At 65.1% G+C, this 13,694-nt stretch carries 13 protein-coding genes; 6 read left to right on the plus strand and 7 right to left on the minus strand.

The genetic code is table 11. The features are described 5' to 3' along the window. From ASE30_RS29835 to ASE30_RS00015, 4 genes are all read left to right on the plus strand, one after another. Positions 1-982, plus strand: a 982-nt coding sequence (locus ASE30_RS29835) for a type VI secretion system Vgr family protein (protein ID WP_369819289.1), incomplete at both ends; no start/stop codon positions are given. A gap of 1 nt (position 983) precedes the next feature. Then, complete coding sequence (locus ASE30_RS29840; protein WP_369819279.1) at positions 984-1,409, plus strand: DUF2345 domain-containing protein; 426 nt, start codon at positions 984-986, stop codon at positions 1,407-1,409. 65 nt (positions 1,410-1,474) lie between these two features. Beyond that, complete coding sequence (locus ASE30_RS00010; RefSeq protein WP_057282225.1) at positions 1,475-3,730, plus strand: DUF3274 domain-containing protein; 2,256 nt, start codon at positions 1,475-1,477, stop codon at positions 3,728-3,730. A gap of 155 nt (positions 3,731-3,885) precedes the next feature. Further along, positions 3,886-5,349, plus strand: a complete 1,464-nt coding sequence (locus ASE30_RS00015; protein WP_200964373.1) for a DUF2875 family protein — start codon at positions 3,886-3,888, stop codon at positions 5,347-5,349. Positions 5,350-5,399: 50 nt separating this feature from the next. On the opposite strand, the gene ASE30_RS00020 is transcribed toward ASE30_RS00015, so the two are convergent. Beyond that, positions 5,400-6,161, minus strand: coding sequence for an IclR family transcriptional regulator (locus tag ASE30_RS00020; RefSeq protein ID WP_057282226.1), 762 nt, complete (start codon positions 6,159-6,161; stop codon positions 5,400-5,402). Positions 6,162-6,321: 160 nt separating this feature from the next. Here ASE30_RS00020 and ASE30_RS00025 point away from each other — a divergent pair, with 160 nt between their 5' ends. Further along, the gene (locus tag ASE30_RS00025; protein ID WP_057282227.1) at positions 6,322-7,311 is read left to right on the plus strand and encodes a tripartite tricarboxylate transporter substrate binding protein; all 990 of its coding nucleotides are present in this window, start codon (positions 6,322-6,324) and stop codon (positions 7,309-7,311) included. Positions 7,312-7,375: 64 nt separating this feature from the next. Here ASE30_RS00025 and ASE30_RS00030 read toward each other — a convergent pair whose 3' ends face one another. Further along, positions 7,376-8,143, minus strand: a complete 768-nt coding sequence (locus tag ASE30_RS00030) for an RNA methyltransferase (RefSeq protein WP_156407488.1) — start codon at positions 8,141-8,143, stop codon at positions 7,376-7,378. Positions 8,144-8,274: 131 nt separating this feature from the next. Between ASE30_RS00030 and ASE30_RS00035 the strand changes: the two genes are divergently transcribed. Continuing rightward, positions 8,275-9,060: an inositol monophosphatase family protein gene (locus ASE30_RS00035; RefSeq protein WP_057282229.1), complete on the plus strand. Its 786-nt coding sequence runs from the start codon at positions 8,275-8,277 to the stop codon at positions 9,058-9,060. Between the two features lie 60 nt (positions 9,061-9,120). Here the strand turns inward: ASE30_RS00035 and ASE30_RS00040 are convergent, their stop codons facing one another. The 5 genes from ASE30_RS00040 to ASE30_RS00060 are packed head-to-tail and all read right to left on the minus strand — an operon-like array spanning position 9,121 to position 13,692. Next, the gene (locus tag ASE30_RS00040; protein WP_057282230.1) at positions 9,121-10,119 is read right to left on the minus strand and encodes an FAD:protein FMN transferase; all 999 of its coding nucleotides are present in this window, start codon (positions 10,117-10,119) and stop codon (positions 9,121-9,123) included. Positions 10,120-10,167: 48 nt separating this feature from the next. After that, the gene (locus ASE30_RS00045) at positions 10,168-10,668 is read right to left on the minus strand and encodes a nitrous oxide reductase accessory protein NosL (RefSeq protein ID WP_057282231.1); all 501 of its coding nucleotides are present in this window, start codon (positions 10,666-10,668) and stop codon (positions 10,168-10,170) included. Next, positions 10,665-11,495, minus strand: a complete 831-nt coding sequence (locus tag ASE30_RS00050; protein WP_057282232.1) for an ABC transporter permease — start codon at positions 11,493-11,495, stop codon at positions 10,665-10,667. Before ASE30_RS00050 ends, ASE30_RS00045 begins: the two co-directional genes overlap by 4 nt. Further along, entirely contained in the window at positions 11,492-12,397 is a 906-nt protein-coding gene (locus ASE30_RS00055; protein WP_057282233.1) for an ABC transporter ATP-binding protein, read from the minus strand. The genes ASE30_RS00050 and ASE30_RS00055 overlap by 4 nt, the downstream gene beginning before the upstream one ends. After that, positions 12,394-13,692: a nitrous oxide reductase family maturation protein NosD gene (locus ASE30_RS00060; RefSeq protein ID WP_057282234.1), complete on the minus strand. Its 1,299-nt coding sequence runs from the start codon at positions 13,690-13,692 to the stop codon at positions 12,394-12,396. The genes ASE30_RS00055 and ASE30_RS00060 overlap by 4 nt, the downstream gene beginning before the upstream one ends. Between the last annotated feature and the right edge of the window lie 2 nt (positions 13,693-13,694).

Raw genomic sequence — 13,694 nt, forward strand, 5'->3', positions numbered from 1 at the left:
AGCACGACGAACACAGCTCGTGCTGGATCCGCGTGTCGCAGAACTGGGCGGGCGCGGCCTGGGGCCACATGGCGATCCCGCGCATCGGGCAGGAAGTGATCGTCAACTTCCTGGACGGCGATTGCGACCAGCCGATCATTKCCGGAAGAACGTACCGGGCGACGAACCTGCCRCCGTACGAACTGCCCCGGCACAACATCCTCAATACCGTCAAAAGCAAGGAACACAAGGGCGATCGCGCCAACGAGCTGCGGCTGGACGACACCTCGGAACAGATCAGCGCCGCGCTGATGAGCGAACATGGCGCAACGCACCTGCACCTGGGCTATCTGACGCACCCGCGCCCTGCGGGTGGCCAGCCCCGGGGCGAAGGGTTCGAGCTKCGCACCGACGAGCACGGGGCGGTGCGGGCGGCCAAGGGCCTGCTGTTGAGCGCGGACGCCCARTTGAAGGCGRGCGCCGGYCATCTGGATCGCACTCAGATCATCAATGCGCTCCAAGCCGCGTTGGAACTGGCGAAGAACCTGGGCGACTACGCAAGCGAGCACSAGGGCGTCGGCCAYGACMCCGCGCCACAACAGGCGTTGAGTGACGCGGTGCGCGACCTGGGYCACGGCGCCAACGACGAGAAGGGAGGCTCGAACGGCGGGCAGCCCATCATTGCATTGAGCGCGCCCGGAGGCATCGCAGCGGGCACGCCCCAAGCCATCACACTGGGCGCGGGCTCGCACATCGACAGCGTGGCCGAGCAGAACCAGCACATCACGGCCGGACAAAAGGTGGTCGTGAACGCGGGCACGGACCTGGGCCTGTTTTCCCAGGGCGGCGATATGCGTCATATCGCACACCAGGGGGAGCTGCTGCTGCAGGCGCAGAAGAACAGCATCCGCCTGCAGGCCGACCGGAGCGTCGAACTGAGCGCCAGCAATGAGCACGTGCTGGTCTCGGCCGACAAGCACATCACGCTGCTGTGTGGCGGGGCNATCCGCCTGCAGGCCGACCGGAGCGTCGAACTGAGCGCCAGCAATGAGCACGTGCTGGTCTCGGCCGACAAGCACATCACGCTGCTGTGTGGCGGGGCGTATATCAAGATCGCGGACGGAAACATCGAACTTGGCATGCCCGGGACCTTCACCGTAAAGGCGGCCAGTCACAGCATGAAAGGACCCGCCAGCCAGGCGGCCGAATTGCCCACGTTCGACGTTGGCGATACGCAGCGGCGCTTTGTCGTGACCCATCTGGACGGCAAGTCGCCCATCGCCAACTTGCCTTACAAGATCTCGCTGAGCAACGGCGAGGTGTTGGAAGGCATCACGGATGCGGAAGGCGCGACGCAGTTGCTGCAAAAAGATGCCATGCATATTGCGGACATACAAGTCCGTGACCCTCGTGCCGCACCCAAGTCGTAGCGGCGCTTTCAGTAACGCGCAGGGTGCGATGCGAATGTTGGCAACACGGAACCGGGATTCAAGCGATGAGTGATTCGTCTACGCAAAGAGTGATATGCAGGGCCTCCAGCGTGGTGATGCCCAAGGGCGGCGATCGCAACCTGACACCGCCGCCGCCCAAGCCCTGCGTGACCATTCTGATCCATGGCGTGAACGACCTGGCCGGCGTCTACGCCAGCATCGAGTCGGGGCTGTGTGCGGGCCTGAACGAGCGTATGGACCTGGCGGGCTCCGATAGCGGTTCAGCCACCCCGGGCAAGCTGGTTCCCGCGTCCTACACCCTGCCTACCGGCACGGGGGCAGAGCGCAACCCCGATGCTGTCTATTACCGCCGCGCGGTTACCGATGCGGATGCGGGGGGAACGGCGCGCAGCGTCGTGATTCCCTTCTATTGGGGTTTTCGGGAAGAAGAGGTGCATATCAATAAGACCGCGCCTCACGGAGAATGGCTGGACCGCGACGGCAATCGTCTGGACAAGGCGGGCACGAAGGAGGGCGGGTTCTTTGCAAACGCCACCACCACGGTCCCGGACATGTGGGGCGACGGTTTCAGCGGAAAGCTCTTTGGCATCATCCCCATGCGCTGGTTCTCGCCGACGCCGAGCCATCCGCTGTTCCGCGCGGCGGGCCGCCGCTACATGGTGCTGGCCGCCATGCGGCTGGCCATGCTGATCAAGATCATCCGCAAGCGCTATCCGGATGACGCGATCAACATCGTGGGGCATAGCCAAGGCAACTTGATCAACCTGCTGGCGCAGGCGTTTCTTGCTGAAAAAAAAGACCCATTGCGTCCCCCCGATCTTGCTGGGGAAGAAGAGCCGGTGCGTCCCGCCGATTGCATGGTGATGCTTAACCCGCCCTACAGTCTGCACGAGCCGGGCCCCGAACGGATGCAACAGTTTGGAGACCAGCAAACGACGCAGGCCCGCATCAAGACGCTTAAAGGCGTGGTCGAGTTCATCGCGGCCCAGGCGGTGGATACGCCCGCGCTTCCCAGCGTCAGCATTAGCGGCTGCACGGGCTATGGCGCAATAGGCGGCGCGCGATGGACGGGCGGCAGCGGCAGCAAGGCCACCATCGATGGCAACGAGGCCGTATTCGACGAGCGCGACAACCGCGGCTGCACCTATCTGTACTTCACGCCGCAGGATCAGACGGTGGGGCTGGGCAACGTGCAGGGCATAGGCTGGCAGGGCGTGGCCGACACGGTCAACGGGCAGGCGGCGCGTAGCGTGCTGGGCCCCCGCTTTCATCAGCGCGTTTTTACGTTGAGAAGGCGCGATGGCGAACGGGAAAAGGTCGGCGCCCGCGCGCTGGTCGATCGCTACCCCTTGCTTCTTGCGGGCGAGAGAACCTGGGAAGACACCGGCCTGAGCTGGTTCGACAGAAACGCCGCGCGTGGTGAATTCAAGGCCGGTCAGACCGTGCAGTTGCATGGCGCCCCATTGCCGGCGCCCGTCGAGGTGAACTTTGCCAATGGCGGCAATGTGACCCAGGGAAACACCCCTGCCGACGCCGAAGCGACGCAGAGCGGCGTTTATCAAGTCAAAACGCAATACGACCCGATCGATGCGTCCATCGTGCTGGCCAACGGCGGCTGGAGGCCGGACGACCGCAGCCTGTCCCGCATAGGAATGATGTCCAAACAGGACGCCTATCGCTACGGCCACAGCCTGGCCGACGTGACGCGCGCCTACAACGAAGGGAAGGCGGCGGAAGATCACGCGCATGTGTTCTCCGCGTTGGACTTCGAAGAGGGCGTGGTACAGATCACGCGCGGCGAAACGCCCTACGAGGCGCGCCTGCGCTTGCAGAACCAGACGCTAGCGGATCAGGAGGCCTTGTCGTTTCACTCGGGGATTCCGGCGAATCCGCTGCACAGCCAGCGCGTGCTGGCTTATGACCTGGCGGTGGGGGCGGGCGGGTGCGTGGATGATGTTGAGTTCTATGCTTACTTGTGCCGGGTGGCGGATTGGAGATTGGATTGGAAGAGGACGCGGGGCGACTACCAGCCGGGGGATAACTCGGCCGGGAATCATCCGACCGATGCCGTGCTCGATTTCTATCTGGAAGAGGCCTCTGCGAATCGTGAATTGATTGATAACACGTCGCTATATCGCAGCAGCACGGTCGTCGAATACGACGGTCGAGGAAATGCCGCAACGTTGGGTGGTGGCGTGTTGCCTCAGATTGTGCAGGATGCAAAATTCCCTTCGCTTATTGATAGCCAAACACGATCTCAACGTAGAGAAAATTCGCCGAAATCTCAGGGGTCTGCATGATGCGAAAGTTGACTCAAGCTTTGCTAGCTATGAGCGTGGCCTCATGTTCCCACATCACAATCGCTTCGGCAGTGAGTCCGCTCACGGCCAACCGCTGTTTCACCCACGCGCCCTCATCTGGTACGCCCCTCGCCCCGGCACAGGAAACCACGACCATGACAGTTGACGACTCCTATCGCGCCCCAAGTTCATCCGCGCGCTTGGATACCCTAGATGTCCTGAGTATCGGCGTCAGCGTTGACGTTTTTCGCCAAGGTCAGATCTGGGAAGCGTTGGATCAACAAAGCCAAACGCAACCTGAATCCCTACATATTGGCAGCGTTCTACCTACCGATCCGACCAAGTACCCCGTTACTGGCGACGCCAAGAATATGGCTTACGACAAACGAGAAACTGACGCTTTGGAGCTTGGGCTACGTAATTTTCTGGAGAAATGGCCAATTCCCACTATTACGGTAGTGCGCGGCTGGAATCCTCATACGCCGAATTTGCGCGTCCCGATTGAAATGACCAAAGTCATGCTCAAAGATATGGTCGACGATATGCGAGGGCCTGCCGGCTTGCACTGGCATCGCATTCGCCAACTGACGGATGGCATCATTTGCAGTGATAACCCCGAGGGTGTGGTCGAAAACCTGTTTCAGTTTTTTGAGCAGAATTCTGATTTGCCTGCTGTCTTGATGTACGCAAATGAGGGGATCAATATGGCCGGTGCACTCTCCGTGAAGGGGGAAAAATTCATCGGCGCAGGCACGATGCCCCGTCAACCTGGGCAACTCACCGACGCCATGGTAGCCATGGTCGTCGGCCGTCCCGAACGCGTGGACTGGCTGCGCCAATACGCGCGTTACACCAAACCCAACAAGAACCCGATCAATCCCGAATTTACCGGCTGGGGCATGCGCAGTCCCAAGGTGCCATTCGTGCCATCCCCGTTCATCCCGCAACCCTGGACCGAGCGCGCCTTCGAGCAATGGGACGCGCTGCCGGTGCTGGCCAAGCTGCATCGTCCGGTCACCGTGTCCTTGCAGGACGCGGCCGGCCGGCGCCTGAAAAATGAGGCGCTGACCGCCGCCCAGGCGGCGGCATGGACCCGGGCGACGCAAGGCTTGGGTGTCCAGCCGGCGCGGGTGTTCCACGACAGCGGCAAGCCCGACAACGCCGTGCTGGGTGAATGGACCATGTCCCTGCGGGCCGCAGGCAGTTCCATTGACCTGCTGGCATCGAACCAGAGCTACAACCTGACCCAGCGCCTGGGCGACACGGGTTCGGCGTCGCCCTTTGTCGGGCTTGCGCTGGCCACGATGGCCAGCTATCTGAATGCGGATACCAGCGTGGTGGTGCCTCTGCGCCGTAAGGATCAAGCCACGCTGATCACCGTCAGTTCACCCACACCGGGCAACAGGCCTCGCTTCAATCCGTTTGGCGTGAAGCTGATGCCGCAGACCTCAAGCAGCGACCGGCCCGATCCGCTTTTCATGGCGAACCAGGAGTCGCCCCAGCCAACCGCCTTCACGACTGCCCGCTATGTTGATCCGGAGCAGGCCGCTCGGGACAAGAGCGCGCTCGACGCCTTTATCGCGAGCGGTCCCCGCGTGGATTTGTCCGGGCCAAAGTGAAGTGAGGCTTCGCGGCCGACAATCAAAAGCCGCTCCCCGCGTGACGGTGCTCAGGCCTGCAGGGACAACCGGGCCAATTCGGCCTTGATCCAGCCCGCGATCTCGCGCTGGCGCTGCGCGGGCATGCGGTCGATGATGGCGGTGACACTGACAGCCAGCAGCGGCGCGCCCTGCGCGTCCAGCAGCGCGCAGCCCACGCCGAGCGCGCCGCGCACCGCGTGGTTGCCCACCACCGAATACCCGCGGGCGCGGGTGTTTTCGATCAGGCGGAACATCTCCTGGGGCGTCATGCCGCCGTATTCGTCCAGCCTGCTGGAATTGCGTTCGACGATGCCTCGCGCCATGTCGTCGGGCAGGGCGGCCAGCAGCGCCATGCCGCCGGATCCCACTCCCAGCGGCTGGCGCTTGCCGGCATAGGTGGCCAGGATCTGCACGGGATAACTGCCGATCTCGCGGTGCAGGCTGATCGAGTCGTCGTCTTCACGCACCACCAGGAACACGGCGTCGCCGGTCCGGTCGGCCAGGCGGCGCAGGACGGGCAGGAGCTGGCGCACGCGCGGATCGCGCGAACGCGTGTCCGGGTCGACCGCCAGCTGGGCGCGGTATTTCTTGGTGCCGCTGACGGGCAGCACGAGCCCCGCGTCGAGCAGGGCGGCCAAGAGGCGATAGATGGTGGGGCGCTGTATGCCCGTCAGGCGGGCAATGTCGGTCACGCTCAGGCCGTCGGGGCCTTGGTCCCGCAGGGCGGCCAGGACGGCCAGGCCGCGCCGCAATGTGCGTGGGCCCGCGGCCGCGGCATCGCTGTCTTGCATGCGAATCTCTGAAAACTATGGGTTATCACGGATCGGACGAGGGAAAACCATCGTCCGTAGCGTGGACTCTACCTTGATGTAATCCGCATGTATAGCTCAGAATGCAGCATCTAATAATTCGAATCGTCCATCCAATGGACTGTACCTGCACGGAGACACTATGACTACAGGTCAAAAGCCTGGCCTGCGGCGCCTCGCCGCCACCCTTCTGGCCACCGCCGCAAGCGCATTCGCAATGGGTTCCGCCCACGCAGCCTACCCTGACAAGCCTGTCCGCATCGTGGTCGGTTTTTCGGCCGGGGGCACCACGGACGTGATCGCCCGCATCATGGCCAAGGAACTCACCGAGACCCTGGGCCAATCGTTCGTCGTCGAGAACAAGCCCGGCGCCGGCAGCAACATCGCCACCGACCAGGTCCAGCGCGCCGCGCCCGACGGCTATACGCTGCTGTTCGTGGCCGTCACCAGCGCCATCAACCAGACGCTGTACAAGAACGTCACGTTCGACCTGACCAAGGACTTCGCGCCGGTGGCCCTGGGCGCCAAGGTGCCCAACATCCTGGTCGTGAATCCGCAAGTCCCCGTCAAGTCCGTGAAGGAACTGGTGGACTACGCCAAGAAAAACCCCGGCAAGCTGGCTTTTGCGTCGTCTGGCAGCGGCACGTCCATCCACATGGCGGGCGAACTGTTCAAGATGAAGGCCGGCATTGACGTGCTGCACGTGCCCTACAAGGGCAGCGCCCCGGCCATGACCGATCTGATCGGCGGCCAGGTGCAGTTCATGTTCGACAACATGCCGTCGGCCTGGCCGCACGCCCAGTCGGGCAAGCTGCGCGCCCTGGCCGTGACGACCCGCGATCGCTCCAAGAGCGCGCCGGACCTGCCGACGATGCAGGAATCGGGCTTTGCCGAGTTCGACGTGTCGTCGTGGTTCGGCCTGCTGGCCCCGGCCGGCACGCCGCCGGAAGTGATCACCAAGCTCAACGCCGCCATGCAGAAGGCGCTGGACAATCCTTCCGTTCAGACCAGCTTCGAAAAGCTGGGCGCCGTGGGCGTGAAGACGACGCCGGCCGAATTCGGCCAGTTCATCAAGTCGGAAGTGGAAGGCTGGGCTCCGGTGGTCAAGGCCTCGGGCGCCACGGTGGACTGATCTTCGATTCCCCGGCGGCCAGCCGCCGGGATATCGGCACACTAGGGACGGGCATTGCCCGTCCCTATTTTTTTCTCAGCATCGCGGTGCAGACGCCGCGCATCATGTCCACCTCGTCGCGGGTCAGGGACAGCCGCGAGTACAGATGACGCATGCGCGGCATCAGCTTCTTGGGGTGGGCGGGATCCAGGAACTGCACGCCGACCAGCGCTTCTTCCCAGTGGGCCAGGAACGCCTGAACCGCCTCGCTGGAGGCGGGCTCGGCGCCGCGCGAGGGTTCCTGGGCGGTCGACGCGGGCAGCAGGGCGGCGCCCTGGTCGATCAGCAGCGCGTAGCGCAGCTCCCAGGCGGCCAATTGCAGCGCCTGGGCGACGTTCAGGGAGCTGTACTCGGGGTTGGCGGGGATATGGCAGATACGGTGGCACAGCGCGATCTGGGCGTTCGTGAGGCCCGCGCGCTCGGTGCCCAGCACCACGGCAGCCACGCCCTCGGCCGTTTCCGCCAGATGGGCGCAGGCCAGGTCGGCCGCCTGACGGATATCGCAGGGCGGAGGACCCAGGTCGCGCACGCGGGCCGTCAGGGCGAAGGCCATGGTGACGGGGGCCAGCGCCTCTTCGAGCGTGGCGTGGATCCGGGCGTTCTCCAGGACGTCCAACGCGCCGCTGGCCAGCGCCACGGCCTCGGGCTGGCTGGTTACATCCGGGAACTTGGGGTCCACCAGCACCAGTTCGGAGAAGCCCATTGTCTTGATCGCGCGGGCCGCCGAACCGACGTTTCCGGGGTGGCTGGGGTTCACCATTACGAAGCGAACACGTGAAAATGCTTGAGTCATTTAAAATGGCACGTTTGGCTTAGTGCCTTCCTGGTTTTTTGGGTCGATTTCCCCGGTTGGGGCAACGGCGGACCCGGAGGGCGGCAAGCGGCCTACCATCAAGCCAACTCATCGCATTCGTACGGAATTTTATGCACCCGATGCTCAATATCGCCATCAAGGCGGCCCGGCGTGCCGGCACCATTATCAACCGTGCCAGCATGGATTTGGAACGACTCAGCGTGGCTCGCAAGGGGCCGCGCGATTATGTCACGGAAGTCGATCGCGCCGCCGAGGAGTCCATCGTCGAAACGCTGCATGCCGCTTATCCGGACCATGCGGTGCTGGGCGAGGAATTTGGCCTGCAGGGTCCCGACCAGGCCGAATTCCAGTGGATCATCGATCCCCTCGACGGCACGACGAACTTCATCCACGGCCTGCCCAACTATGCCGTGTCGATCGCGCTGACGCAGCGCGGCCAGGTCACGCAGGCGGTCATCTATGACCCCTCGCGCAACGAACTGTTCACGGCCAGCCGGGGCAGCGGCACGTTCCTGAATGACCGCCGCGTGCGGGTTTCGGGCCGTACGCGCTACCACGACGCGCTGCTGGGCGCCCACTGGCCCAACGCCGGCGTTCCCGAACAGGGCTCGCAGCGTTTCCGCCAGATGGCCGAAGGCGCCACCGGCGTGCGCCGCCTGGGCTCCACGGTCCTGGACCTGGCCTACGTGGCCAGCGGCCGTCTGGACGGCTTCTGCGGCGTGGGCCTGAAGCCCTGGGACGTGGCTGCCGGCAGCCTGATGGTTCTGGAAGCCGGCGGCCTGGTTGCCGATTTCGACGGCGAACAAGGCTGGATGGACAGCGGCAATGTGCTGGCCGCCAGCCCGAAGATCTTCACGCAGATGCTGTCCGCGCTGAACCCGCCGTCGGCGGCCTGAAGCGCCTGCGCAATAAAAAAACCGGCCAAGGCCGGTTTTTTTTATTTTGCGCGGTGCCGTTCAGGCGCGGGCGGTTTGCGCGATGAGCCTGCCGTCCGGCAGGACCATCCAGGCGCTCACGCCCAGGCTGCGCACGATCTTCTGCGTGTCTTCGAGAGACATGTGGGAAAAAGCCGTGGACAGCGCGTCCGCGGCGGTCGCGGTGGGCGCCATGACGGACACGCTGCGATAACGGGGGCGGGCCTGGCCGCTGCGCGGATCGAACAGGTGCGAGAACCTGCCCGCCGCATCCAGCGGGGTGCCATAGCCCCCGGATGTCGCCAGCGCCTGGTTGCTGACCGGCACCTGCGCCAGGATCCGTTCGGGCGCCAGCGGATCCGCCAGCCCCACCTGCCAGCCTGCAGGGCGGACGGATGGGTCCCATCCGCGGATCTCGCCCATGTCGACCAGCGCCCGCTCCAGGCCGTTGTTTCTGAACAGTTCGGTCACCTTGTCGGTGATATAGCCCTGGGCGATGCCGTTGAGCGTCAGCGCCATGCCAGGGCGCAATTGAATGCGCTGGGGATCGAGCTCCACGCCCTGATAGGAAACGTGCGCCAGCGCCGAGGCGACCGCCGCGGGCGCAGGGCCCGCCGGGTCGGCGTCCGCGCGGGCGAAATGCTCCGCGTACAGGCGCCACAGGGGCTGCACGGTGGGATCGAACAGGCCCCCCGTCAGCACAGCGTAGTGGCGGCTCTCCGCAAGCAGGCGGAGCAGGTCGGAAGGGGGGTTATCCAGGAATCCCTGACGGTTCAGAACCGCCAGCGCGCTGTCGTCACGGTACAGGCTGAAGATGCCTTCCAGGCGGCGCAGTTCCGCCAGCGCCTGGGCGATGAGCCGCTCGGCGGCCTGGGGGTCCGGGTGGTAAAGCCTCAGTTCGGCGTCCGCGCCCAGGGCCGCCCCTTGCCAGCACGTGGGCGCGATGGCGGCGTGCGCGCGCCGCAGGGGGCTGGAAGTGAGCGCCAGCGCGGATGACGCGGCGACGATGCCGATGAAGCGGCGGCGGGCGGGATTGATCATGGCGATTTGTGTGGATGAAAGGCTGACGGCGGCGCGGAGTGCGCCGCGCTATTGGGCGAAGACATAGTCCTCCGGCATGTCGGAGAAGCCCACGACCCGGCCGCCGTGGGCCTGGGCGAAGGCGAGCGCGCGGGCCTTGTCCGAAAACGGCATGGCGTCCTCGGCGCCCATGCCCCCGATGAACCTGCCCCCGATCACGTAGTGCGCAAGCTTCGCATCGATCCAGGACGCGGGATCCCCCTTGCCGTCCGGGCCGGCGGTTGCCATGTCGTTGACATAGATGGCGCTGATGCCCTTGGGCTCTTCCGGCAGCAGCGTGTAGGCGAACACCTGCTTGATGGACGAGAACCACACCGGCGCGGCGCTGCCCCGGACGAAAATCTGCCCCTTGGGGCCGGCGTGATCCAGCAGCGCCATGCCGCAGTAGTGGCCGACGGCTTCGACGGTGACCGCCTGGGGGGCAGGCGTCTCGGCGCGCGGGTCTTCGCCGCCGCACGCCGACAACGTGGCCACGAAGGCCAGGGCCCAGGCCATGTGCGCGGGCTTCATAGCTGCTTTCTCCGGAAGAAGACCGCCGCAAGCAGGAACGGGATGGCGATCCACAGCAATTGCGCGACCACCAGCAGCGGCACGGGCAGGCTGGCCTGGTCGCTGACGCCCGCCATGCCGGCATACATCGATATGTTCTCGAATCCCGTCAGGTTCAGAAGCCGGTACACATCGGATGGGTTGGCAAGCAGCAGGGCGTTGAGCAGCCCCGGGGTCACATGGCGGCCCTGGTCCGCGGCCAATATGCCCAGCAGGCCCATGTCGTAGATCACGACAAAGAACAGCCAGACGCCCAGCGCGATGCCGGCCGCGGTGGCGCGTTCGCGCACCAGGGTGCTGACCAGGTAGCCCATGGCCAGGAAGCTGGCGCCCAGCAATACGCTGGCGCCTATCAGCAGGGCGAAGGGCTTCCAGGCGGAGGCGTCCATGCCGCCGTAGACCCATTGCAGCGCCAACCCCGCCGAGCCGTAGCCGGCGCCGGTGGCGATCGCCAGGATGGCCAGGTGGCCGATGAATTTGCCGACGATCACCTGCCAGCGGGATACCGGATAGCTGAGCAGCAGGGCCATGGTGCCGCGGTCGATCTCGCCGACGATGGCGTCGTACGCCAGCAGCATGGCGATGAGCGGGACCAGGAAGATCGACAGGCTGGACAGGCTGACCACCGTGACGGTCAGCGGGTCAACCTTGACGGCGCCGGTGGGCGAGCTGCCCAGCAGCCCCAGCGCCAGGGCCAGGGCGGCCAATAGCAGCGAGGTGGCGAGGACCCAGCGGTTGCGCAGTCCGTCGCGGATCTCCTTGCCGATGATTGTGTATACCGCGTTCATGCGTCTTCCCGTTCAAGCAAATGGGCATAGATGTCGTCAAGCCCGGGCACTTGTATGTCCAGGTCGGTGATGGGCGATGCGATGGCGCCGATGCCGCGGATGGCTTCGACTTTGTCCGCCTCGCTGCAAAGCCGTTCATACCGTCCCGCGTCGATCCGCCTCCATTGCGGCGGCGGGGCGTAGGCCGGATCCGATTGCGCGAGCGTCATGCGGATGCGGATCGGCAGGCCGGTGGCCTGGCGCAGCGCGGGCATGGCGCCGTCGGCGATCTTGATTCCCGCCTTCATGATGACGATGCGGTCGGCGTGGCCGGCCAGTTCGGACAGGGCATGCGTGCTCAGCAGGATGGTCGACCCCTTTGCGCGCAGCTCGTGCACGATCTCGTAGAACGTGAGCCGCGATGCGGGGTCCAGGCCGGTCGTCGGTTCGTCGAACAGCAGGATCCGTGGTTCGCCCAGCAGGGCCTGCGCCAGCGCCAGGCGCTGCCGCATGCCTTTGGAGTACCCGCCCACGCGGCGGTTGGCGGCTCCGGAAATCCCCACCTTTTCCAGCAGCGACGGGTTGTTGGCGAGCGGCTGGCGCTTGAGCCGCGCGTAAAAGGCGAGGGTCTCCGCGCCCGTCATCGCGGGATGCAGCGCCACGGTTTCGGGCAGGTAGCCGATGCGTGCGCGCAGGCGCGAGGCCGCGGGGCTGTCGGCGTCCTGGCCAAACAGCGTGACGCGGCCCTGCGACGGGCGGATCAGGCCCAGGACCAGCTTGATCAGCGTGCTCTTGCCGGCGCCGTTGTGGCCGGCAAGCGCCACGCATTCGCCTTCGCGCAGATCCAGGTCCAGGCCGTCGATGGCCCGGTGTGTTCCATAGTGCTTGCTGACGCCGGAAAGCGTCACCAGGGCGGTGCTCATTGTGTTTCCTTGGCGGGTTCTGCGGATGCGGCTGCGGGTTTCATCAGCGGCGCGCTGTCGATCACGCCTCCGGGCAGGATCGCCGGGAACTGCGATTGCGCCCAGCGCACCACCGATATGGCGGGACTGTTGAGAAGGATGCGTGCCGCCGGCGCGCGCCACAGCAACTGGTCCACCACATCGTTCGGGCGGTACGCCGTGTCGGCGATGCCGTCGCCATCCAGATCGAAGGCGGTGTTGTCGCTCCAGTAGTTGCCGCGCCCGCCGTCCGACCACTCCAGCACGCGGCTGCCCACGTACTTGACCTGATTCCGGTTGTTGATGAACGCGTTCCCGGAGATCCTGTTGCCTTCGGAGCCGGCGGTGAAATGAATGCCGATCTCGCAATTGGAAAAGTGGTTGTCCGCGAAGCGGTTCTTGTTGGCGTTGTAGATGAACACGCATTTGCCCGCGCCATCCACCGTGTTCCGGGAGATGTCCGAGTCGTTGGCGTAATTCATCATCAGGCCCTGCTCCACGTTGTTCGTCGCGGCGTTGTCCGTGACGATCAGGCGGTGCGAATACATGATGGCGTAGCCGATGTCGTTGCCGGTCGACAGGTTGCCGCTGATCTCGCTGTCGTTGGTGTACATGTAGTGCACCCCGTAGCGCAGTTCGTGAAAGCGGTTGCCGATGAACCGGTTCTTCTTGCTGGTATTGACGAAGATGCCGTCGCGGCCGGCGGAGATATCGTTGTCCACTACCGCGCTGCCCGGCGTGTTCCACAACGAGACGCCATTGCCGCGTTCGGCCACGCGCAATTCGCGGTTGCCCACGATGCGGTTGCCTCGCACCATCGCGTCGTCCGGCCCCCAGACATAGACGCCGAACAGGTTGTCCAGGATGTCGTTGTGTTCGATCACGGCACGGTGCGCGGTCCGGTCCAGAAACACGCCCGCATCCATTTCGGGCAGGCTCAGCCCCGAACGCGTGATGGTCAGGTTGCGCACCGCCACGTCCGTGGCCTTGATCCACAAGGTGCGGCCCTGGCGGGTGCCGGCGATGACGGCGGAGCGGTCGCGCGGACCCTCGATCGTCAAGGGCTTGTCGATGACCAGTTCGCCGGCATAGGACCCCGGCGCCAGCCGCAGCGTATCGCCGGGCTGCGCCGCCGCGATGGCCTGCGCCAGGTCCGCGCCGGCCGCCACCTCCAGGGTGGCGGCCGCGGCGGCGCCATGCAGGGCCGGGCCAAAACCGGCCAGCATCAAGCCGGCCGCGGCCCATACCGCGTTTCGCAAGGTTGCGATGAAGGCCATGG

Origin of the sequence: Achromobacter sp. Root83, from assembly GCF_001428845.1 — a bacterium.
Lineage (GTDB): Bacteria > Pseudomonadota > Gammaproteobacteria > Burkholderiales > Burkholderiaceae_B > Achromobacter.

Coding starts and splice junctions, on each gene's coding strand:
- ASE30_RS00040 (WP_057282230.1), bottom strand. CDS start 10,119: ATGATCAATCCCGCCCGCCGCCGCTTCATCGGCATCGTCGCCGCGTCA.
- ASE30_RS00050 (WP_057282232.1), bottom strand. CDS start 11,495: ATGAACGCGGTATACACAATCATCGGCAAGGAGATCCGCGACGGACTG.
- ASE30_RS00060 (WP_057282234.1), bottom strand. CDS start 13,692: ATGGCCTTCATCGCAACCTTGCGAAACGCGGTATGGGCCGCGGCCGGC.
- ASE30_RS00035 (WP_057282229.1), top strand. CDS start 8,275: ATGCACCCGATGCTCAATATCGCCATCAAGGCGGCCCGGCGTGCCGGC.
- ASE30_RS00025 (WP_057282227.1), top strand. CDS start 6,322: ATGACTACAGGTCAAAAGCCTGGCCTGCGGCGCCTCGCCGCCACCCTT.
- ASE30_RS00030 (WP_156407488.1), bottom strand. CDS start 8,143: ATGACTCAAGCATTTTCACGTGTTCGCTTCGTAATGGTGAACCCCAGC.
- ASE30_RS00020 (WP_057282226.1), bottom strand. CDS start 6,161: ATGCAAGACAGCGATGCCGCGGCCGCGGGCCCACGCACATTGCGGCGC.
- ASE30_RS00015 (WP_200964373.1), top strand. CDS start 3,886: ATGACAGTTGACGACTCCTATCGCGCCCCAAGTTCATCCGCGCGCTTG.
- ASE30_RS00055 (WP_057282233.1), bottom strand. CDS start 12,397: ATGAGCACCGCCCTGGTGACGCTTTCCGGCGTCAGCAAGCACTATGGA.
- ASE30_RS00010 (WP_057282225.1), top strand. CDS start 1,475: ATGAGTGATTCGTCTACGCAAAGAGTGATATGCAGGGCCTCCAGCGTG.
- ASE30_RS00045 (WP_057282231.1), bottom strand. CDS start 10,668: ATGAAGCCCGCGCACATGGCCTGGGCCCTGGCCTTCGTGGCCACGTTG.